14 protein-coding genes are annotated in these 21,761 nt (G+C 65.6%); 6 read left to right on the top strand and 8 right to left on the bottom strand.

All coding sequences use genetic code 11. The annotated features are described in order from the left end of the window. Positions 1–34 precede the first annotated feature (34 nt). Together gdhA and ettA are read right to left on the bottom strand one after the other, a co-directional pair. Positions 35–1,378: an NADP-specific glutamate dehydrogenase gene (gene gdhA / locus SF06_RS02270; protein ID WP_027589584.1), complete on the bottom strand. Its 1,344-nt coding sequence runs from the start codon at positions 1,376–1,378 to the stop codon at positions 35–37. A gap of 268 nt (positions 1,379–1,646) precedes the next feature. After that, entirely contained in the window at positions 1,647–3,311 is a 1,665-nt protein-coding gene (gene ettA / locus SF06_RS02265) for an energy-dependent translational throttle protein EttA (RefSeq protein ID WP_027589585.1), read from the bottom strand. A 249-nt stretch (positions 3,312–3,560) separates the two neighbouring features. Here ettA and SF06_RS02260 point away from each other — a divergent pair, with 249 nt between their 5' ends. Beyond that, positions 3,561–7,100 carry an EAL domain-containing protein gene (locus SF06_RS02260; protein WP_052199679.1) on the top strand — a complete coding sequence of 1,180 codons (3,540 nt, stop codon included), beginning with the start codon at positions 3,561–3,563 and terminating at the stop codon, positions 7,098–7,100. A 133-nt stretch (positions 7,101–7,233) separates the two neighbouring features. After that, positions 7,234–8,487, top strand: a complete 1,254-nt coding sequence (gene glyA, locus SF06_RS02255) for a serine hydroxymethyltransferase (RefSeq protein WP_039559699.1) — start codon at positions 7,234–7,236, stop codon at positions 8,485–8,487. A gap of 288 nt (positions 8,488–8,775) precedes the next feature. Here glyA and radA read toward each other — a convergent pair whose 3' ends face one another. Next, complete coding sequence (gene radA / locus SF06_RS02250) at positions 8,776–10,140, bottom strand: DNA repair protein RadA (protein WP_027589587.1); 1,365 nt, start codon at positions 10,138–10,140, stop codon at positions 8,776–8,778. Positions 10,141–10,454: 314 nt separating this feature from the next. Here radA and mscL point away from each other — a divergent pair, with 314 nt between their 5' ends. Next, positions 10,455–10,868: a large-conductance mechanosensitive channel protein MscL gene (gene mscL / locus SF06_RS02245; RefSeq protein ID WP_027589588.1), complete on the top strand. Its 414-nt coding sequence runs from the start codon at positions 10,455–10,457 to the stop codon at positions 10,866–10,868. A 145-nt stretch (positions 10,869–11,013) separates the two neighbouring features. Here mscL and SF06_RS02240 read toward each other — a convergent pair whose 3' ends face one another. Beyond that, on the bottom strand, positions 11,014–12,576 hold the full coding sequence (locus SF06_RS02240; RefSeq protein ID WP_027589589.1) for a TerC family protein: 1,563 nt from the start codon (positions 12,574–12,576) through the stop codon (positions 11,014–11,016). A gap of 261 nt (positions 12,577–12,837) precedes the next feature. Beyond that, complete coding sequence (locus SF06_RS02235; RefSeq protein WP_039559697.1) at positions 12,838–13,614, bottom strand: ferredoxin--NADP reductase; 777 nt, start codon at positions 13,612–13,614, stop codon at positions 12,838–12,840. Positions 13,615–13,689: 75 nt separating this feature from the next. Between SF06_RS02235 and SF06_RS02230 the strand changes: the two genes are divergently transcribed. After that, positions 13,690–14,811, top strand: coding sequence for a methyltransferase (locus SF06_RS02230; protein WP_039559694.1), 1,122 nt, complete (start codon positions 13,690–13,692; stop codon positions 14,809–14,811). Between the two features lie 22 nt (positions 14,812–14,833). Here the strand turns inward: SF06_RS02230 and SF06_RS02225 are convergent, their stop codons facing one another. Together SF06_RS02225 and SF06_RS02220 are read right to left on the bottom strand one after the other, a co-directional pair. Further along, on the bottom strand, positions 14,834–16,423 hold the full coding sequence (locus SF06_RS02225; RefSeq protein WP_039559693.1) for a hypothetical protein: 1,590 nt from the start codon (positions 16,421–16,423) through the stop codon (positions 14,834–14,836). Further along, complete coding sequence (locus SF06_RS02220) at positions 16,420–18,111, bottom strand: molecular chaperone HscC (RefSeq protein WP_039559692.1); 1,692 nt, start codon at positions 18,109–18,111, stop codon at positions 16,420–16,422. Before SF06_RS02220 ends, SF06_RS02225 begins: the two co-directional genes overlap by 4 nt. Positions 18,112–18,451: 340 nt before the next feature. On the opposite strand from SF06_RS02220, the gene SF06_RS02215 reads away from it, so the two are divergent. Together SF06_RS02215 and trmA are read left to right on the top strand one after the other, a co-directional pair. Beyond that, a complete protein-coding gene (locus SF06_RS02215; RefSeq protein ID WP_039559815.1) occupies positions 18,452–19,741 on the top strand; it encodes an NCS2 family permease in 1,290 nt (429 codons plus the stop codon). 162 nt (positions 19,742–19,903) lie between these two features. Further along, a complete protein-coding gene (trmA, locus tag SF06_RS02210; protein WP_039559690.1) occupies positions 19,904–20,989 on the top strand; it encodes a tRNA (uridine(54)-C5)-methyltransferase TrmA in 1,086 nt (361 codons plus the stop codon). Between the two features lie 69 nt (positions 20,990–21,058). Here trmA and SF06_RS02205 read toward each other — a convergent pair whose 3' ends face one another. Then, complete coding sequence (locus tag SF06_RS02205) at positions 21,059–21,721, bottom strand: YiaD family glycine zipper/OmpA-like lipoprotein (RefSeq protein ID WP_039559688.1); 663 nt, start codon at positions 21,719–21,721, stop codon at positions 21,059–21,061. Positions 21,722–21,761 lie beyond the last annotated feature (40 nt).

Genomic DNA, 21,761 nt, shown 5'->3' with positions numbered 1-21,761 from the left:
ACGGGCCTTTTCGCTTACCGGCGGGGAGTGGCGATCAGACCACGCCCTGGGCCAGCATGGCGTCGGCAACCTTCACGAAGCCGGCGATGTTGGCGCCCTTCACGTAGTTGACGAAGCCGTTCTCTTCGCGGCCGTAGCTCACGCAGGCGTGGTGGATGGACTGCATGATGGCATGCAGGCGCTCGTCCACTTCACCGGCGGTCCAGGACAGACGCATGGCGTTCTGGGTCATTTCCAGGCCCGAGGTGGCCACGCCGCCGGCGTTGGAAGCCTTGCCCGGCGCGTAGAGGATGCCGGCCTCGATGAACAGGTCCACGGCTTCCAGGGTCGAAGGCATGTTGGCGCCTTCGGCGACGCAGAAGCAGCCATTCTTCAGCAGGGTGCGGGCGTCGTTGGCGTCCAGTTCGTTCTGGGTGGCGCACGGCAGGGCGATGTCGCACGGCAGGTTCCACGGGCGCTGGTCGGCCAGGAACTGCAGACCGAAGTGTTCGGCCATTTCGCGAATGCGACCACGACGGACGTTCTTCAGGTCCATCAGGTAGTCCCACTGCTCGTCGGTCAGGCCGGCCTCGGCATACAGGGTGCCTTCGGAGTCGGACAGCGAGATCACGCTGCCGCCCAGGTCCATGACCTTGCGCGCCGCGTACTGGGCAACGTTGCCGGAGCCGGAGATGGCCACGCGCTTACCGTCCATGCCGCCCTTGTCCTGGTCCTTGAGCATTTCCTCGGCGAAGTACACGCAGCCGAAGCCGGTGGCTTCCGGACGGATCAGGGAACCGCCGTAGCTGATGCCCTTGCCGGTGAACACGGAGGTCGCCTCGTTGGCCAGGCGCTTGTACTGGCCGTACAGGTAGCCGATTTCACGCGCACCCACGCCGATGTCGCCGGCCGGCACGTCGGTGTCGGCACCGATGTGGCGGTACAGCTCGGTCATGAAGGACTGGCAGAAGCGCATCACTTCATTGTTGCTCTTGCCCTTCGGGTCGAAGTCCGAACCGCCCTTGCCGCCGCCCATGGGCAGGGTGGTCAGGGAATTCTTGAACACCTGCTCGAAGGCCAGGAACTTCAGCACGCCCAGGTTCACCGAGGGGTGGAAGCGCAGGCCGCCCTTGTACGGGCCGATAGCACTGCTCATCTGTACGCGGAAACCACGGTTGACGCGGGTGCGACCCTGGTCGTCGACCCACGGCACCCGGAACAGGATCGCGCGTTCCGGCTCGACGATGCGTTCGATGATGCCGGCTTCGAGGTAATGCGGGTTGGCCTCCAGGAAAGGCCACAGGCTGCGCAGGACTTCCTCGACCGCCTGGTGGAATTCGGGCTGGTCAGGATCGCGGCGCTTAAGACGCTCAAGGAAGGAATCTACAGTGATGCTCATAATGCGACGTCCGATGGAAAGGCAAGGCGTGAAAATTCGAGGGGCGTGACTTTATCAAGCGCATCAGCACCACGGAAGTGCGAAATGTCGTTTTTATGAAACTTTTTGGTGCGAACTTATAAATCGCCGCCAGCGCCTGCCTTGCGGAGCAACGCCACATGCGCCGTGACGAAGAAGTGTAGCGAGGGTGCGACAAAAGCGCACATCAGCGGCGAACACACCAAAATGGGGCCTTATCGGCCCCATTTCCGTGCGCCCCTGACGGGCGTCAGGCGAGTTTCTTGTAGCGCACGCGGTGCGGCTGGGCGGCCGCTTCGCCGAGGCGCTTCTTGCGGTCGGCTTCGAACTCGGTGTAGTTGCCTTCGAAGAAGAACACCTTGCCGTCGTCCTCGTAGGAGAGGATGTGGGTGGCGATGCGGTCGAGGAACCAGCGGTCGTGGGAGATCACGATGGCCGAGCCGGGGAAGTCCAACAGCGCCTCTTCCAGCGCGCGCAGGGTTTCCACGTCCAGGTCGTTGGACGGTTCGTCGAGCAGCAGCACGTTGCCGCCCTGCTTGAGGGTCAGCGCCAGGTGCAGGCGACCGCGCTCACCGCCGGAAAGGTCCTTGACGAACTTCTGCTGGTCGGCGCCCTTGAAGTTGAAGCGCCCCACGTAGCCGCGCGACGGCACTTCGTAGTTGCCCACCTTGATCATGTCGAGGCCGTCGGAAACCTGCTCCCAGACGGTCTTGTTGCCGCTCAGGTGCTCACGGCTCTGCTCGACGCTGGCGATCTGCACGGTTTCGCCGATCTCGATGCTGCCGCTGTCCGGCTGTTCCTTGCCGGTGAGCATGCGGAACAGAGTGGACTTGCCCGCGCCGTTGCCGCCGATCACGCCGACGATGGCGCCCTTCGGGATGCTGAACGACAGGTCGTCGATCAGCACGCGGTCACCGTAGCTCTTGCACAGGTTCTTGACCTCGATGACCTTGTCGCCCAGGCGCGGACCGGCCGGGATGTAGATCTCGTTGGTCTCGCTGCGCTTCTGGAATTCCTGCGACTGCATTTCCTCGAAGCGCTGCAGGCGGGCCTTGGACTTGGCCTGACGGCCCTTGGCGCCCTGGCGCACCCACTCCAGCTCGGCCTTCATGGCCTTGGCGTGGGAGGCTTCCTGCTTGGCTTCCTGAGCCAGGCGCGCGGCCTTGGATTCCAGCCAGCCGGAGTAGTTGCCCTCGAACGGAATGCCATGGCCACGGTCGAGCTCGAGGATCCAGCCGGCCACGTTGTCCAGGAAGTAGCGGTCGTGGGTGATGGCCACCACGGTGCCGGGGAAGTCGTGCAGGAAGTGCTCCAGCCAGGCCACCGAGTCGGCGTCCAGGTGGTTGGTCGGCTCGTCCAGCAGCAGCATGTCGGGCGCCGACAACAGCAGGCGGCACAGCGCCACGCGACGCTTCTCGCCACCGGACAGGTGTTCGATCTTGGCGTCCCAGGCCGGCAGGCGCAGCGCGTCGGCGGCGACTTCCAGCTGGCGCTCCAGGTTGTGGCCGTCGGCGGCCTGCAGGATGGCTTCCAGCTTGGCCTGCTCGGCAGCCAGGGCGTCGAAGTCGGCGTCCGGCTCCGCGTAGGCGGCATACACCGCGTCGAGGCGCGCCTGGGCGTCCTTGATCTCGCCTACCGCTTCCTCGACGATCTCGCGCACGGTCTTCTGCGGGTCGAGCTGCGGCTCCTGGGGCAGGTAGCCGACCTTGATGCCCGGCATCGGACGGGCTTCGCCGTCGATCTCGGTGTCCACCCCGGCCATGATGCGCAGCAGGGTCGACTTGCCCGCGCCGTTCAGGCCCAGCACGCCGATCTTGGCGCCGGGGAAGAACGACAGGGAAATGTCCTTGAGGATTTCACGCTTCGGGGGGACAACCTTGCTGACCCGATGCATGCTGTAAACGTACTGAGCCATGACTGACCTTGAATGAAAGAGGAGATGTTCAGGGAGGTTAGGCGGCGGTTGGGACCTGGCTTCGGCCCTCCGCCCGGATACGGCGCTTGCCACCGCATCTGCTGGCCGGCTCGTGGCGCCGGCAGGGGCTATGCGCGTGGCGGCAAAGCTACCGGAATGCGGCGGCCAGAGCAAACCAGCCGGGATACTGGCAGTTAGCCGGTAGTCAGTGCATTCTAACCCCTTCGCATCCGCCATACAGTCTGCGCCGTGCCCGACGATCGCCCGTTCCCTCGCCTCGCCGCTCACCTGTTCCGCGACCCCTTCCGTCGCCTCGGCTGGTTTCTACTGCTGATCGCCCTGCCCGCCGCGTTTCTTCCCGAGGCGGCGGCGCTGCTCAGCGGCGGGATTCTGGGTCTGACCGGGCTGGCCCTGCTGCTGCGCCGGCCGGCGCCCACCTGGCAACAACTGGACGGGGTGCTGGGTGCAGTCGAGGAACGGCTGCTGGTCAGCGATCTGAACGGCCGCCTGGGTTATGCCAACCGACCGGCTGCCGCGCTGTTCGGCCTGTCACCCCGGGAGATCAGCGGGCGCCAGTTGGCCGAGCTGATCCCCCAACTGCACGACCTGCTGAAGAACCCCGAGGAACAGCATCTGTGTGCCTCGCAGCTGCTGCAGTTCAACCTGGACGGCGAATCACGCCGCTTTGCCGCCAGCCGCAGCCGGCTACCCAACGATAACGGCCAGAGCGGCTACGTGTGGGTCCTGCGCGACGTTACCACCGAGCAGCGCGACCTGCGCCTGCTCACCGAAACCCGCCAGCGTTACCAGGGCATCTTCGCCAGCACCGGGGTCGCGCTGTGCGTATTCGACCTGCGGTCCCTGCGTGATTACCTGCGCGCGCACCGGGTGCACAATGCCGACGACCTGGCCGCCTGGCTGGACGCCGACCCCGGCGAGCGCCACCAGGCCCTCAGCCGGCGGTTGCAGCTCACCGAGGTCAATCGCATCGCCCTGGACCTGCTGGGCGTCGACGATGTCGAGCGCGCCTGGGAGTGCCTGGTGGGCAATCATCCGATCCAGCGCTCGGGCAACCGCTTCAGGTTCATCGCTGCGCTGCTGGAAGGCCGGGCCTACCTGGAGCTGGATGCCCACCTGATCAACGGCCAGGGCGTCGAGCGCCATCTGTGGATGGTCGCCAGCCTGCCAGCCAGCGGCGCGCCACTGGACGCCATTCCGCTGAGCATCGGCGACATGACCACGCGCAAGCGCTCGGAACTGTCGCTCGCCGAACGCGAGCGCTACTGGGCGCAGATGTTGCGCGCCATTCCCGACGCCATCTACGTGCTGTCGGCCAGTACGCGGCAGCTGCTGTTCAGCAACGAACGCTTCAGCCAGTTGCTGGGCTACACGGACAAGGAGCTGCTCGGCGGCAAGCGGGCGGATCTACAGGCGCTGGTTCACCCGGACGATACCGAGCTGTACCAGCGCCTGGGCGGCCTGCGTCAGGTGCTGAGGCCGGGACGGCTGCTTTCCGCCCAGTTGCGCGCGCGCCACCGGGACGGCTCCTGGCGCTGGCTGGAACTGCGCATGCAACCCCTCACCCAGGAGGAAGGCCGTACCGAACAGCTGCTGTGCATCGCCAAGGACGTGACTGGCCAGCTGGAGTTCAGCGAGTCGCTGCGCGACAGTGAACGCCGCTACCGGCTGCTGGCGGAGAACATGCGCGACGTGCTGTTCATCCTCGATGACGAGATGCAGACCAGCTACATCAGCCCGTCGGTGCAACAGCTCAGCGGTTACAGCGCCGACTGGCTGTTGCGCAACGGCGTACAGCGCCTGATGGCCCACCCCGAGCAACTGGCGGAACTTCGCCAGCGCCTGGCGGAGCTGCGCCGCCAACTGGCCAACCCGCACGAGCAGGCCGCATTGCGCCAGGAAAACCCGCAGCAGCGCTATCTGTTCGATTGTCAGTGCCACGACGGACGCATCCTGCCCATCGAGCTGCGCACCAGCCTGATGTGGAGCGCCGCCGGGCGCTTCGAGGGCGTGCTGGGCGTCTGCCGGGATGTCAGCCAGCAGCGCCAGACCGAGCAGGAACTGCGCATGGCCGCCACGGTGTTCGCCAACTCCACGGCGGCGATCCTGGTCGCAGACCGCCAGGGCAACATCGTGCAGGTCAACGAAGCCTTCAGTCGCATCAGCGGCTACACCAGCGACGAGGTGCTGCGCCGCCACGCTACCCTGCTGACCGCCAACCGTCACGAAGCCGAACACCTGGCCGAACTGCTCGAACGCCTCGACCAGGACGGTCGCTGGGAGGGCGAGCTGACCCTGCAGCGCCGCTCGGGAGAAAGCTATTCCGCCTGGCTGGGCATCGCCGCGGTGCCCGACGGCGCGGGCGCGCTGGCCAACTACGTGTGCTTCTTCAACGACATGAGCGAGCGCAAGGCCAGCGAACAGCACATCCACCGCCTGGCCTACTACGACGCCCTGACCCTGCTGCCCAACCGTACGCTGTTCCAGGAGCGCCTGCAGCAGGCCCTGCAGGCCGCCGCCCGGCAGCGCCACTGGGTGGTGCTGATGTTCCTCGACCTGGACCGCTTCAAGCCGATCAACGACTCCCTCGGCCACGCCGCCGGCGACCTGCTGCTCAAGGATGTCGCCCTGCGCCTGTCGGCCTGCGTGCGCCACGACGACACCGTGGCGCGCATGGGCGGCGACGAGTTCACCCTGCTGCTCAGCCCGCTGGACGACGAGACCGAGGCGCGCCGGCGGGCCATCGCGGTGGCGCAACGTATCCTCGCCAGCCTGTCCCACCCGTTCCTCATCCACGGCCGCGAGTTCTTCATCAGCGCCAGCATCGGCATCGCCCTGAGCCCGCAGGACGGCAGCCTGTCCAGCCAGCTGATGAAGAACGCCGACACCGCGATGTACCACGCCAAGGACCAGGGCAAGGACAACTACCAGTTCTACCAGGCCAACATGAACGCCACGACGCTGCAGCGCCTGGAGCTGGAGAGCGACCTGCGCCACGCCATGGAGGAAGGCCAGTTCCTGCTCTACTACCAGCCGCAGCTCGATGCCCGGGCGCACCGGCTGACCGGCGTCGAGGCGCTGCTGCGCTGGCAGCACCCGCGCCGCGGCCTGGTCTCGCCCGGCGAGTTCATCCCGGTGCTGGAAGAACTTGGCCTGGTGGTGCAGGTGGGCGAATGGGTGCTGGCCGAAGCCTGCCGGCAGATCCGTGCCTGGCAGCTGCAGGGCCTGCCGGTGCCCAAGGTGTCGGTCAACCTGTCCGCCCGGCAGTTCGCCGACGGCATGCTCGGCGCGCGCATCGCCGACATCCTCGCCAGCAGCGGCCTGGCGCCCTCGTCCCTGGAGCTGGAGCTCACCGAAAGCATCCTGATGCGCGACGTCGGCGCCGCCATGCAGGTGCTCACCGTGCTCAAACAGATGGGCCTGTCGATCGCCGTGGACGACTTCGGCACCGGCTATTCCTCGCTCAACTACCTCAAGCAGTTCCCGATCAACGTGCTGAAGATCGACCGCAGCTTCGTCGACGGCCTGCCGGACGGCGAACAGGACGCGCAGATCGCCCGCGCCATCATCGCCATGGCCCACAGCCTGAACCTCTCGGTGATCGCCGAGGGCGTGGAAACCCGCGAACAGCTGGAGTTCCTGCGCGAGCACGGCTGCGACGAGATCCAGGGCTTCCTGCTGGCCCGGCCGCTGAGCGCCCAGGCACTGGAGGACAAGCTGCGCAACGGCGTGGTCACCCGCCTGGAACAGCACGCCGAACCGGCGCTCTGAGCCAACCCGGACGGAATTGATACGCAACGTGAGCCCCGCTCACGATGCTCCGCCAGCGCATACCCGAGGGCGCGCGGATGGGTTAGAATCCGCGCCTTCCTTACACCGCCCAGCTGATTCCCAGGGGACCGCCATGTTCAGCCGTGATTTGACCCTCGCCCGTTTCGACGCCGACCTGTTTGCCGCCATGGAGCAGGAAGCCAAGCGTCAGGAAGAACACATCGAGCTGATCGCCTCGGAAAACTACACCAGCCCGGCGGTCATGGAAGCCCAGGGCAGCGTGCTGACCAACAAGTACGCCGAAGGCTACCCGGGCAAGCGCTACTACGGCGGTTGCGAATACGTCGACGTGGTCGAGCAACTGGCCATCGACCGCGCCAAGCAGCTGTTCGGCGCCGACTACGCCAACGTCCAGCCGCATGCCGGTTCCCAGGCCAACGCCGCCGTCTACCTGGCCCTGCTGAACGCCGGTGACACCATCCTGGGCATGAGCCTGGCTCACGGTGGTCACCTTACCCACGGCGCCAAGGTCTCCTCCTCCGGCAAGCTGTACAACGCCATCCAGTACGGCATCACCGACGAAGGCTTCATCGATTACGACGAAGTCGAGCGCCTGGCCGTCGAGCACAAGCCGCGCATGATCGTCGCCGGCTTCTCCGCCTACTCCCAGGTGCTGGACTTCGCCCGCTTCCGTGAAATCGCCGACAAGGTCGGTGCCTACCTGTTCGTCGACATGGCCCACGTGGCCGGCCTGGTGGCCGCTGGCGTGTACCCGAACCCGGTGCTGTTCGCCGACGTGGTCACCACCACCACCCACAAGACCCTGCGCGGTCCGCGTGGCGGCCTGATCCTGGCCAAGGCCAACGAAGAGATCGAGAAGAAGCTGAACTCCGCCGTGTTCCCGGGCGCCCAGGGTGGCCCGCTGGAGCACGTGATCGCCGCCAAGGCTGTGTGCTTCAAGGAAGCCCTGCAGCCCGAGTTCAAGGCCTACCAGCAGCAGGTCGTGAAGAACGCCCAGGCCATGGCCGAGGTGTTCATCCAGCGCGGCTTCGACGTGGTGTCCGGCGGCACCCAGAACCACCTGTTCCTGCTGTCGCTGATCAAGCAGGACATCACCGGCAAGGATGCGGACGCCGCCCTCGGCCGCGCCTTCATCACCGTGAACAAGAACAGCGTGCCGAACGACCCGCGTTCCCCGTTCGTCACCTCCGGCCTGCGCATCGGCACCCCGGCCGTGACCACCCGCGGCTTCAAGGAAGCCGAGTGCCGCGAGCTGGCTGGCTGGATCTGCGACATCCTGGCCGACCTGAACAACGAGGCGGTGATCGACGCCGTGCGCGAGAAGGTCAAGGCCATCTGCGCCAAGTTCCCGGTGTACGGCAACTAAGCATCCACGCAATGCAAAAAGCCCGGCAAATGCCGGGCTTTTTGTTTGCGGTTTGCATGGAGGCGGCATTACGCCAGTTCGACGCTGCACCCGAGACGGCCAGCGCCATTCGCCAGGCCACAGACGCAGGGCAGACAACGCACCCACCAGGCGTAGGGCGGACAACGCTTTATTTGTCCGCCAAACAGGCAACTCCGAAGCACCAAGCACGACGCCGTGCGGACCGCCCGGCGGACAGGTGAAGCGATGTCCGCCTTTACCGGATGATGCGGCCCGCCTTGCTTGGCATTACTCGAACAACGCATCCAGCGCCTGCTCCAGGCGCGTCACGGCGATCACCTGCAACCCAGCCGGCGCTTCCTTCGGTGCATTGCCCTTGGGCACGATGGCGCGCTTGAAGCCGTGCTTGGCGGCTTCCTTCAGACGCTCCTGGCCGCTGGGCACCGGGCGCACCTCGCCGGACAGGCCGATCTCGCCGAACACCAGCAGGTCGTGGGGCAGCGGGCGGTTGCGCAGGCTGGACATCACCGCCGCCATCAGCGCCAGGTCGGAGGCCGTCTCCAGCACCTTCACGCCACCCACCACATTGAGGAACACGTCCTGATCGTGGGTGGGAATGCCGCCGTGGCGGTGCAGCACCGCCAGCAGCATGGCCAGGCGGTTCTGGTCCAGGCCCAGAGTGACGCGGCGCGGGTTGGCCAGGTGGCTGGTATCGACCAGTGCCTGCACCTCCACCAGCATCGGTCGCGAGCCTTCCCAGGTGGCCATCACCACGCTGCCGGGCACGGATTCCTGGGCACGGGTCAGGAAGATCGCCGAGGGGTTGGAGACTTCCTTCAGGCCGCGGTCGGTCATGCCGAACACGCCCAGCTCGTTGACCGCACCAAAACGGTTCTTCACCGCGCGCAGCAGGCGCAGGCGGCCGTCGGACTCGCCCTCGAAATACAGCACCGTGTCGACCATGTGCTCCAGCACGCGCGGGCCGGCCAGCGCGCCTTCCTTGGTGACGTGGCCGACCAGGAAGATCGCCGTGCCGCTCTGCTTGGCGAAGCGCACCAGCAGCGCCGCGCTCTCGCGCACCTGGGCCACGCCGCCGGGGGCGGACTGCAGCTGCTCGGTGAAGATGGTCTGGATGGAGTCGATCACCATCACCCGCGGCTTTTCCTGGCGGGCGGTAGCGATGATGGTTTCGATGCAGGTCTCGGTCATCACCTTGAGCCTGTCCTGCGGCAGCTCCAGGCGCCGGGCGCGCATGGCCACCTGCTGCTGGGATTCCTCGCCGGTGACGTAGAGGGCGGGCAGCCGCTGGGCGATGTTGCACAGGGTCTGCAGCAGGATGGTGGACTTGCCGATGCCGGGGTCGCCGCCGATCAGCACCACCGAGCCGTCGACCAGGCCGCCGCCGAGCACGCGGTCCAGCTCGCCGGAGGCGGTGGAGAAGCGCGGTACCTCCTCGACGCTGACCTCGGCCAGGGTCTTGAGCTGCGCCTGATCGCCAGCCCAGCCGCTGCGCCCGCTGGCGCCGCTCGGCGCGCTTTCCACCAGGGTCTCGACCAGGGTGTTCCAGGCGCCGCATTCGCCGCACTGCCCGGCCCACTTGGGGAAGGTGGCGCCGCACTCGGTGCAGCCGTACATGCGTTTGGCCTTGGCCATGAGACCGATCTCCCTCGTCAGCGATGACGGGGGATCATACGAAAAGACTGGATATATTTACAGCGGTCAAAGGACCTGAAAATGCGCACTGGCGACAAACAGCACGACCAGACCGGCCAGGGAAAGGTAGTTACGCATGGCAATTCTCCTCGGGATGGATCAACGGAACGCAGCCTATGCCGCGTAATATCTCGATGCCATTAAGAATTCCCAAAGTGCCCAATAGTCACATCGTATGCACCGCAACGGTCGGCAACGGCGCAACGCAACGGCTATAACCAACACATTCCACGTTACTTCGAGGAGATGCCCGCATGAGCTTCATCAGTGAATTCAAGGCGTTCGCCGTTCGCGGCAACATGGTGGACATGGCCGTGGGCATCATCATCGGTGCCGCGTTCGGCAAGATCGTCTCCTCGCTGGTGGGCGACGTGATCATGCCGCCGCTCGGCGTGCTGATCGGTGGCGTGGACTTCAGTGACCTGGCCATCGTGCTCAAGGAAGCGGTCGGCGACACCCCGGCGGTGGTGCTCGCCTACGGCAAGTTCATCCAGAGCATCATCGACTTCCTGATCATCGCCTTCGCGATCTTCCTGGCCATCAAGTTCATCAACCGCCTGCGCCGCCAGGAAGAGGCCAAGCCCGAGGCCCCGCCGGCGCCGACCAAGGAAGAAACGCTGCTCACCGAGATCCGCGACCTGCTGAAGAGCCGGCAAGACAGGCTCTGAGGAGTCCGTAGGGCGGATCGCGCTTCACCGATCCACCAAGGCGCCGCCAAGCGGCGCGCCCTGCCGGCGCGATGGTGGACAAGGAGAACGTTGTCCACCCTACGAAGTTGTGACCGCCCTGCACCGTCGCCGGGCGATTCCGCCATCAACCGGCCTCTGCCGCCAGCGGCCGCAACTCCACCTTGCTGACCCGGCGATCGCGTACCTCGCCTACCGACACCTCCCAGCCCTCGGCTTCCACCCGATCACCCACCACCGGCAGGCGGTTCAGCAAGCTCATCACCAGTCCGGCCAGGGTCTGATACTCCTCGGTGGGATCGATGGGGAAACCAACCGTCTGGCACAGCACCGCCAGGTTCATCGAGCCGCTGACCCGGTATCCGCCTTCCAGCGTTTCAATGTCCGGACTGTCCATTTCACTGGCGTCGGGCAGCTCGCCGGCGATGGCTTCGAGGATGTCGGTCAGCGTGACCATGCCTTCGAAGGCCCCCAGCTCGTTGATCACGAACGCCACGTGGGTCGAGGCCTGGCGCATCTGCTCCAGGGCGCTGAGCACCGAGACGCTTTCCGGCAGGCTCAGCGGCGTGCGCAGCAGGGCCTCGATATCCGGCTCCTGGCCGGCCAGCAGCGCATTGAGCAGCTCCTTCTTGTGCAGGTAGCCCAGCGGCTCGTCCACGGCGTTGCCGCGAATCACCGGCAGGCGCGAATGCGGCGATTCCAGCAACACCTGGCGGATGGTCTCGCGATCCTGGTCCAGGTTGATACGGTCCACCTGCATGCGATCGGTCATCGCCGTGCGCACCGACTGCTCGGCGAGGTTGAGCACGCCACGGATCATCAGACGCTCGCGGCGCTGGAACGGCTGGGTTTCCGACGAGCCGTCACCCACCAGGTCGACGATAGCCTCGCCCACCTGATCAGCCTCGACACGCCCGCCCAGCAGGCTGAGCACCGCATCGGCGGTGCGCTCGCGCAGCGGGCGCTCGCTCTGCAGGTTGCGCTGGCGGCGCGAACGGGCCAGCTGGTTGAACACCTCGATGAGAATCGAGAAGCCGATGGCCGCGTACAGGTAGCCCTTGGGAATGTGGAAGCCCAGGCCTTCGGCAGTCAGGCTGAAGCCGATCATCATCAAAAAGCCCAGACACAGCATGATCACCGTGGGGCGGGCGTTGACGAATGCCGTCAGCGGCTTGCTCGCCACCATCATCAGGCCCATGGAGATGATCACCGCCGCCATCATCACCGGCAGCTGCTCGACCATGCCCACGGCGGTGATCACCGCATCCAGGGAGAACACTGCGTCCAGCACGATGATCTGCGCCACCACCGGCCAGAAGCGCGCGTAGCCCTTGCTGCCGCCCGCCTGGTGCATGCGGCCTTCGAGGCGCTCGTGCAGCTCCATGGTGGCCTTGAACAGCAGGAACACGCCGCCGCCCAGCATGATCAGATCACGCCCGGAGAAGCTCTTGCCGAGGATGTCCACCAGCGGCTCGGTGAGGGTCACCAGCCAGGCGATGCTGGCCAGCAGGCCCAGGCGCATCAGCAGCGCCAGGCTGAGGCCGATCAGGCGCGCGCGGTCGCGCTGATGCGGCGGCAGCTTGTCGGCCAGGATGGCAATGAAGACCAGGTTGTCGATACCCAGCACGATCTCGAGGACGATCAGGGTCAACAGACCGAGCCAGACGGTGGGGTCGAGGAACAGTTCCATCAGGGGTTAACGCTCATGTGACAGGAAACGGGAACGCGCAGACGCACGCCGGCGGCAGCCGGCGCGCGAAAGACACGGTATACGGGAAGATTGCCGAACGGGCGGCACGGCAGCGTCAGGTGCGCTGCGCGGGGAGGCTGATCCCCCGGCGAGGCCGGGGGAGGTCGAGAGTCGGTGTCCATATAACCCGAGGGTTGGGAAACGAACGGCGGAATTTACGGCAAGCGCGGCACCGTGCAAACAGCCATTCGTAACCAGTTCTTACCAGTAGTTCTCGACCGCCACCTGGCCGGGGCGGCGGGTGAGGCTCAATTGCAGGTCGCGCGCCTTGAGCAGCAGGCGGGTGTCCTCAATCATCTGCGGGTTGCCGCAGAGCATGATGCGCGAGTGCTCGGGGCTGAGCGGCAGACCGGCAGCGCGTTCCAGCTCCCCGGTTTCCAGCAGCGTGGTGATGCGCCCGTGCAACGCACCGGGCCGCTGCTCGCGGGTGATGGTCGGCAGGTAGGTGAGCTTGTGGGCGTGTTCGGCCAGGTAGTCGCGCCGTGCGAACCCGTTGATCAGGTCCTGATAGGCCAGCTCCCGGGCCTCGCGCACGCTGTACACCAGCACAATGCGCTCGAAGCGCTGCCAGGCCTCGAAGTCCTGCAGGATCGACAGGAACGGCGCCACCCCGGTGCCGGTGGCCAGCAGCCAGAGGTCACGACCGTCCGCAAAGCGGTCCAGGGTCAGATACCCATAGGGCTGGCGTTCCACCAGCAGCTCGTCGCCCGGGCCGAGGCGGCGCAGCTCGCTGGTGAACTCGCCGTCCGGAACCACCACGGAGAAGAAGTCCAGGAACTCGTCGTGGGGCGCGGAGACCATCGAGTAAGCGCGCCACACCAGGCTGCCGCTCGGCTTGCGCACCCCCAGACGGGCGAACTGCCCGGCCTGGAAGCGGAAGCCGGCATCGCGGGTGGTGCGCAGCGTGAACAGGCTGGGCGTCAGGGTCTCCACGGCCAGCAGCCGCTGGCGGGTGAACTTCTCTTCGCTGGCCGTCATACTTCGCACCTCCACGTGGCTCCGGTTCGCCGCCAGACTACGCCTAATCCGCTTTCGGGAAACCCGCCAGTTTTCATGCCTATTCTCGACACGCCCTTCGCCCGCCTCGACCTGATCCGCCAGCCCGAGCAACCGAACGACCCCCTGCAGGCGTTCGACGCCGCCGACGAGTACCTGCTCACCCATCTTCATGAACAGGGGCTCGCTGCCGATGAGCGGGTGCTGGTCCTCAACGACAGCTTCGGCGCGCTGGCCTGCAGCCTGGCGCCCCATGCCCGGGTGACCAGCAGCGGCGACTCGCACCTGGGCCATCTGGCCCTGCAAAAGAACCTGGAACGCAACGGCCTCAGCGCCGCGCCGCTGTTCGTGCCGGCCAGCACCACCCCCGAGGGGTCGTTCGATGTGGTGCTGATCCGCATCCCGAAGACCCTGGCCTTGCTGGAGGAGCAACTGATCCGCCTGCACGGCCGCCTGGCGCCGAATGCCCGGGTGATCGCCGCAGCCATGATCAAGCACCTGCCGCGCGCCGCTGGTGACCTGCTGGAGCAGTACATCGGTCCGGTACAGGCCTCGTTGGCGGTGAAGAAGGCGCGCCTGCTGTTCGCGACACCCGAGACGCGCCCGGCGCCGAGATCGCCCTACCCGACCCGCTACCGGCTGGATCAGCCAGCCATCGAGCTGCTCAACCACGCCAACCTGTTCTGCCGCGAAGGGCTGGACATCGGCACCCGGGCCTTCCTGCCGCATCTGCCGAGCGGACTGGGCACGGCACGGGTCGCGGACCTTGGCTGCGGCAACGGCATCCTGGGCATCGCTTGCGCGCTGGCCAATCCCGAGGCACACCTGACCCTGGTGGACGAGTCCTACATGGCCGTGCAGTCGGCCGCCGAGAACTGGCGGGCGATCCTCGGCGAGCGCCCGGTGGAGATCCGCCCCGGCGACGGGCTGGCCGAACAGCCGGCTGGCTCGCTGGACCTGGTGCTGTGCAACCCGCCCTTCCACCAGCAGCAGGTGGTCGGCGACTTCCTCGCCTGGCGCATGTTCCAGCAGGCCAAGCGCGCCCTGACGCCGCGGGGTGAACTGTGGATCGTCGGCAACCGTCACCTGGGGTACCACGTGAAGCTCAAGCGGCTGTTCGAGGGCGTGGAACAGGTGGCGGCGACGCCGAAGTTCGTCGTGTTGCGTGTGCAGAAGTAGCGCTGCGCCGCCCACCAGCACGTCATGCGGCGCCGCTCGTGGAATACAAGTAGATACCCAGCACGATAACGCCGGTCAGGACGACACCCTGCAGCAGACGGTCGCGCTGCCGAGGTGATAGCTTCGAGAGCATTTCTGGCGGAGACACGCCCCAGGAGGCAAACCAGGCGTAGCTGGCGCAAAGCAGGAAAGCCATGAAGGCGGCTGCGTAGCCTTTGTCTCCCCGGAGACTGCTCGCGAAATAGAACAGAGTTGCCAGCACCAGGCATGGGACGACATGGCGCAGAACCGACAACCCACGCCTCCCCACCCGCCAGCCATCCGGCAGAAGCCACTGGTTGAGTTTCACTTCCAGAAGACTGAGCCTGTCGACCAGTGCACTCCAGCCCAGGCCAAAAAATCGCAAGAACCAGGTGCCCAGCCCGGCAATCACAGCCATACCCAAAAGGTTGCCGGCAGTGACTGGCGTGCCGTTCTGTTTCCACATGACCACAGTCCCAAGCAACATCGGGATCAGCAGGACCAGCCAAATCATCCAACTGACATGCGCCCACCCGGACGGGCGGGGCACCAGGTTTTCCCAGGAGTCGAGATCCGGGTGGTTGAACCAGGCCTGCAGGGGCTGGAAACGATGCTTCAACAGGTCGGACAGTCGTGCGCATTCGTGCCAATCCTGGGCGGTAAAACGAGCGCTGAATCGATAGCGCCCGGTCTCGCTCAAGGGCTTGAGCAGGAACCAGGCTGCCTTTCGTTCGGAACTCCACTCGATCTTGCGCATTACGCCCCAATCGTCACGCGTGCGATCAGCAGGCGCGGAGTCCTCCTGCAGATATCCATGCAAACATTCGCCGAATGCGACGGCCTCGGCACGGTGAACAAGCGCCTCCCATTCGGGGATATAAGTAGGGGCCTGGGACCAACCGCAGAGTTCGCTGACGGCGTCGAACAGCGATGCCGACCAGGATTTTGCGTTCAACAACACCCTCATCAGGCATTGCATGAACACCCCACGCCGCTCATAGGCTTGTAACCAGGCTTCCTGTAACAGGCCCTCGACCCACCCCAGAAAGTCCTGCTCATGACCGTTCTCAAGGAGGTATTCCAGATTGGCCAGCGCCCAGTGGAGCAGGACATCCGATAGTGCATTCAACTGATCCAGCGGCAACTCGACACGCTGGTTCACGCTGAACCACTCCAGACGATCCAATGCCCAACGTGCCATCAGGATTGAACCCCTGCGGTCCTTGAGGCACGCCTCCAGCAGAGCCTGTTCGAACTCAGCCTGAAGCCCCTGCCCCCTCACCTCAGCAAGCACCTGATCCAGCGACGCCTCGTTGGGGTCCTGGAAGTACTGCTGCATTTGCGAAAACTCCGCCCGCACATGCGTAGCACCTTCAGGCTCGGACGGGGCGACATGCCTGGCTGCCTCCTCGCACCTACCGGCGGCCCGAACCCTATGCAGCGCCTGCTCATACGCCTCTCGCAAGCGCTGGAACCCATCCAGGTCGTCTTCCGGCCGGTTTTGCTTGAGCAGGAGGGCATAGCGCCGCTTGATAGCCCGTTCATCCAAATCCGTTTCGAAAAGCGCCGAACAATCCATCAAGTCGCTCACCAGTGCCGCTCCAACTCGTCCAAACGCTGAGTAATCTCTACATGTGCCTCACGAATGCGCAGCTCATCCTGGCTTTCCAGCTCACGCTGGAAGTACGCAGCCAACTCGCCAACATAGCTGCGTTGATCCCCCAGGCTCTCCTGAAACAATCGATCCATTCGCGCCACCAGCAGGGAATTCACCTGCCTATCCCGCGGATGAACCTTGAGCGCTTCCAGCGATTTCAAGCGCCGGCCGATCTCCTCCTTGCTTAACACCCCGGGATTGTTCTCTATCACTAACCGTCGGGTCTCGCCTGTAATACCCGTGGTGACCTCGGCTTCCAGCACGCCATTGATGTCGTAGGTGAAGCGCACGGACAGCGACACCTCCCCCGCCTTGCGGGGAGGCACAGCAATCCGCAGTTCACCAAGCAGGATGTTGTCTTTCACCAGTCGGCTCTCGCCCTGGAAGATCCGCACCAGAACCTCTGACTGCTGGTCATGCAACGTGACGATTTCCCGGGTGCGACTCAGAGGAACGACGCTGTTGCGCTCGATGATGGGCAGGTAATGGCCAGGATCGATCTGTCGACCGTACTGCTCGGATGTCTCGATTCCCAGGGTGTAGGGACAAACATCAGTCAGAACGATTTCTTCTAGCGCGGCATCGCGCTGCTTGAGTGCGGCCTGGATCGCTGCGCCCTTGGCGACCACTTCATCCGGATTGATGTTCATGAGGGGTAATCGCCCGAAGAGACTGACGACCAGTTTCCGCGCCAGCGGCATTCGCGTCGCCCCGCCAACGAGCACGATCTCATCCAGATCGCCGACCTTCAGGCGTGCATCATGCAAAGCCCTGTCCAACGGCGCGCGCAGACGCTTGATCAGCGGCTCGGCAATCTGCTGGAAACGCTGCGTATCAATGACAATCGAGCCTTCCTGCCGTCCCATGACGAAGCGAAACGGAACTTCCTCATGCTGGCCAAGCGCGTGACGAACCCTTTGCGCCTCCCGACTGAGTCGCTGTACACCTTCGCCACTCTCGGCGTGCCAAGTGGCCAATTCGGGGCAGTGCGCGAGTACATGCTTCACTAGAGCGCTGTCGAAATCCTCGCCGCCGAGGAAGTTGTCGCCGGCGCTGGCACGCACCTCCATCACGCCATCGAAAAGCTCCAGGATGGAGACGTCGAAGGTGCCGCCACCCAGGTCGAAAACTAGGAAGGTGGTCGCCGACTTTTGCTCGAGGCCATAGGCGAGGGCGGCGGCGGTGGGCTCGTTGATCAGCCGCTCGACCTTCAGGCCGGCCAGTTCGCCCGCCACCCGAGTGGCTTTGCGCTGAGCATCGCTGAAATAGGCAGGGACACTGATGACCGCTTCGGTAACAGGCTCGCCGAACGCACGCTCCACATCCTCTCGCAAGCTGCGCAGCACCAAGGCGGACAATTCTTCGGGACGAAATGTCCTGTCCCCGAGTCGCCCCTGCCATGTGCTGCCCATATGGCGTTTGAACAGGGCACAGGTCAGATGCGGGTGGGTTTGCAAACGCTCGCGCGCCACCTCGCCAACCACGACCTGTCCCTGGTCATCCAGGCCTACCACACTCGGCGTCAGCACCTGGCCCAGCGCATTTGGAACCAACTGCGCCTGACCCTTTCTCCACACGGCCACCAGACTGTTGGTGGTACCGAGGTCAATCCCTACAAGCATCCGCCGAGCTCCACGACTACGATGATGGCAGAAAGCCTACTGGAAGGACCTCACCGGAAGCCAGCGCCTCCGGGATCAGCGCGAACAGCGTCAGGCCGAACCGACTCGCCCAGCTACAGAGAAACCACCGCGTGCGCGGCCAGCAGCCCCAGCAGGGGCACTTCCAGGGTGATGGCGCGGCGGCCGCCCTTCCCCATGACCGGCCTGCGGCGCCTGGCCCGCCGATTGCATTTCACTGGCCTGCCGGCCCGAACCTCGTGTCGGACCACGAACTGGTATGATGCAGCGCTTTTTTTGCCCCCCCGCACTGCACAGCCGCAAATCGCTCTGGGAGATCCCCATGCTGGAAAAGCTGTTCCAACTCCGCGCGCACAACACCAGCGTGCGCACCGAGATCCTGGCCGGTCTGACGACCTTCCTGACCATGGCCTACATCCTGTTCGTCAACCCATCGATGCTGGCCGCCACCGGCATGGACCAGGGCGCGGTGTTCGTCGCCACCTGCCTGGCCGCCGCCATCGGCTCTTCCCTGATGGGTCTGCTGGCCAACTACCCGATCGCCCTGGCGCCGGGCATGGGCCTGAACGCCTTCTTCACCTACACCGTCGTGCTGACCATGGGCTACACCTGGCAGGTCGGCCTGGGCGCGGTGTTCCTGTCCGGCGTGCTGTTCTTCCTGCTGTCGGCCTTCAAGGTCCGCGAATGGATCATCAACAGCGTGCCGCTGCCGCTGCGCGCCGGCATCGGCGCCGGTATCGGCCTGTTCCTGGCAATCATCGCGCTGAAGAACGCCGGCATCGTGGTCGACCACCCGGCTACCCTGGTGGGCCTGGGCGATCTGGGCGCCGGCGGTCCGCTGCTGGCCTGCCTGGGCTTCTTCCTGATCGCCGCGCTGGCCTACCGCAGGATCACCGGCGCGGTGATGATCGGCATCCTGGCGGTCACCGCCCTGTCCATCCTGCTCGGCCTGTCCGAGCTGCAGGGCGTGGTCTCCGCGCCGCCGTCGCTGATGCCCACCCTGCTGGAACTGGACATCATGGGCGCGCTGGACATTGGCCTGGTCAGCGTGATCTTCGCCTTCCTGTTCGTCGACCTGTTCGACACCTCCGGCACCCTGATCGGCGTGTCGCAGCGCGCCGGCCTGGTCGACAAGAACGGCCACATGCCGCGCCTGGGCCGCGCCCTGCTGGCCGACAGCACCGCCACCATGGCCGGTGCCGCGCTGGGCACCTCGACCACCACCAGCTACGTGGAATCCGCCGCCGGCATCGGTGCCGGTGGCCGTACCGGCCTGACGGCCTGCGTGGTCGCCCTGCTGTTCCTGCTCAGCCTGTTCTTCTCGCCGCTGGCCAGTTCGGTGCCCGCCTACGCCACTGCGCCGGCACTGATGTTCGTCGCCGTCCTGATGCTCAGCAGCCTGGCCAGCATCGACTGGAACGACCTGGCCGTGGCCGCTCCGGTGTCCATCGCCGCACTGGCCATGCCGCTGACCTTCTCCATCGCCAACGGCATCGCCTTCGGCTTCATTGCCTGGACGGCCATTCACCTGCTGGCCGGCCGCTGGCGCGAACTGAGCCCGGCCATGTGGGTGCTGTCGGCACTGTTCGTGGTCAAGCTGGCGCTGTTCTGATCCCTGCCCATCGCGGCTGAAGCCCCCCCTGGCTTCAGCCGCGATGGTTCAGCTACCGACGGCCGGTCCCCCCGGCCGTGCATTCGGCTCCGGATCGGTGGAAAATCGCCGCGCGAATTTTCCATCCTGCGGCCCTGCCGTCCTTACCCACACGAGTTGCCCATGATCCGTCCGCAAGACGCCGCCGCCTATTCCGCCCAGCTTGCCGACAAGCAGGCCCGCCTGCGCGAGCTGCTGGCGCCCTTCGCTGCCCCGGCCCCCGAGGTGTTCGATTCGCCCCTGAGCCATTACCGGCTGCGTGCCGAATTCCGCCTGTGGCGCGACGGCGAGCAGCGCCACTACGCGATGTTCGAGCCGGGCGACAAGCGCGCACCGATCCTGCTCGACGACTTCCCCATCGCCAGCCCGCGCATCAACGAACTGATGCCACGCCTGAAGGCCGCCTGGCAGGCCAGCGAGACCCTGGGCCACAAGCTGTTCCAGGTGGAATTCCTCACCACCCTGTCGGGCGACGCGCTGATCACCCTCGCCTATCACCGCCCGCTGGACGACGCCTGGGAGCAGGCGGCCGAGCCGCTGGCGGCGATCCTCGGCGCCAGCATCGTCGGCCGCTCGCGGGGCCAGCGCCGGGTGGTCGGTCGCGACTACGTCAGCGAAACCCTCCACGTGGCGGGCCGCGAGTTCCGTTACCGGCAGCCGGAAGGCGCCTTCAGCCAGCCCAACGGCGCGGTCTGCCAGAAGATGCTCGGCTGGGCCTACGACGTCCTGGGCGAGCGCGACGACGATCTGCTGGAGCTGTACTGCGGCAACGGCAATTTCACCCTGCCGCTGGCCACCCGCGTGAACAAGGTGCTGGCCACCGAGATCAGCAAGAGTTCGGTGAATGCCGCGCTGGCCAACCTGGCCGACAACGGCATCGACAACGTCACCCTGGTGCGCCTGTCCGCCGAGGAGCTGACCCAGGCGCTCAACAAGGTCCGTCCGTTCCGCCGCCTGGCCGAGGTGGACCTGGACAGCTACCGCTTCGGCACCGTGTTCGTCGACCCGCCACGCGCCGGCATGGACCCGGACACCTGCGAGCTGACCCGCCGCTTCGAGCGCATCCTGTACATCTCCTGCAACCCGGAGACCCTGGCGGCCAACATCGCCCAGCTACACGACACCCACCGCGTCAGCCGCTGCGCGCTGTTCGACCAGTTCCCCTGGACGCATCACATGGAAGCCGGGGTGCTGCTCGAGCGGCGTTGAGGCCTCCGCACGCGGTACAGGCACAAAAAAGCCCGCCAAATGGCGGGCTTTTTTGTGTCCGGGAATCGCTTACTGCTGCGGCGGCAGCAGGGTGATTTCCACGCGACGGTTCTGCTGGCGACCGGCGGCGCTGTCGTTGCTGGCGATCGGCTGGTTCGGGCCGGCGCCATAGGACGAGATGCGGTTGGCCGCCACGCCGTTGGCGGTCAGGTAGTTGGCCACGCTTCTGGCGCGACGGTTGGACAGATCCTGGTTCAGCTGCAGCGAGCCGGTGCTGTCGGTGTGGCCGACGATCTGGATGCCGTTCTTGTTGAACTCCTTGAACACCAGAACCAGCGAGTTCAGGGTGTCGTAGAAGCTGGCGGAGATGTCGGCGGAGCTGGAGGCGAAGGTAATGTTGCCCGGCATGATCAGGATCAGGTTGTCGCCCTGGCGCTGCACCTGCACTCCGCTGTTGACCAGGGTCTGACGCAGCTTGGCTTCCTGCTGGTCGACATAGGCACCGTAGCCGCCGGCGGCCAGGCCGCCCACGGCTGCGCCGATCAGTGCGCCCTTCTTGCGATCCTTCTTGCTGGAGGTGGCAGCGCCGACTGCTGCGCCGGCCACGGCGCCAAGGCCGCCATAGACACCCACCTTGCCCGCCTGCTGTTCGCCGGTATAGGGGTTGGTGGTACAACCGGCCAGCAGTGCCACGCTGGCAGCAACGACGGTCAGGGTACGCCAGTTCTTCATAACGACTTCCTTCGGATTCGTGTGGTTGGATTTTGGCATC

The organism is Pseudomonas flexibilis (genome assembly GCF_000802425.1).
GTDB lineage: Bacteria > Pseudomonadota > Gammaproteobacteria > Pseudomonadales > Pseudomonadaceae > Serpens > Serpens flexibilis.
This window is presented reverse-complemented; position numbering and strand designations above follow the sequence as displayed.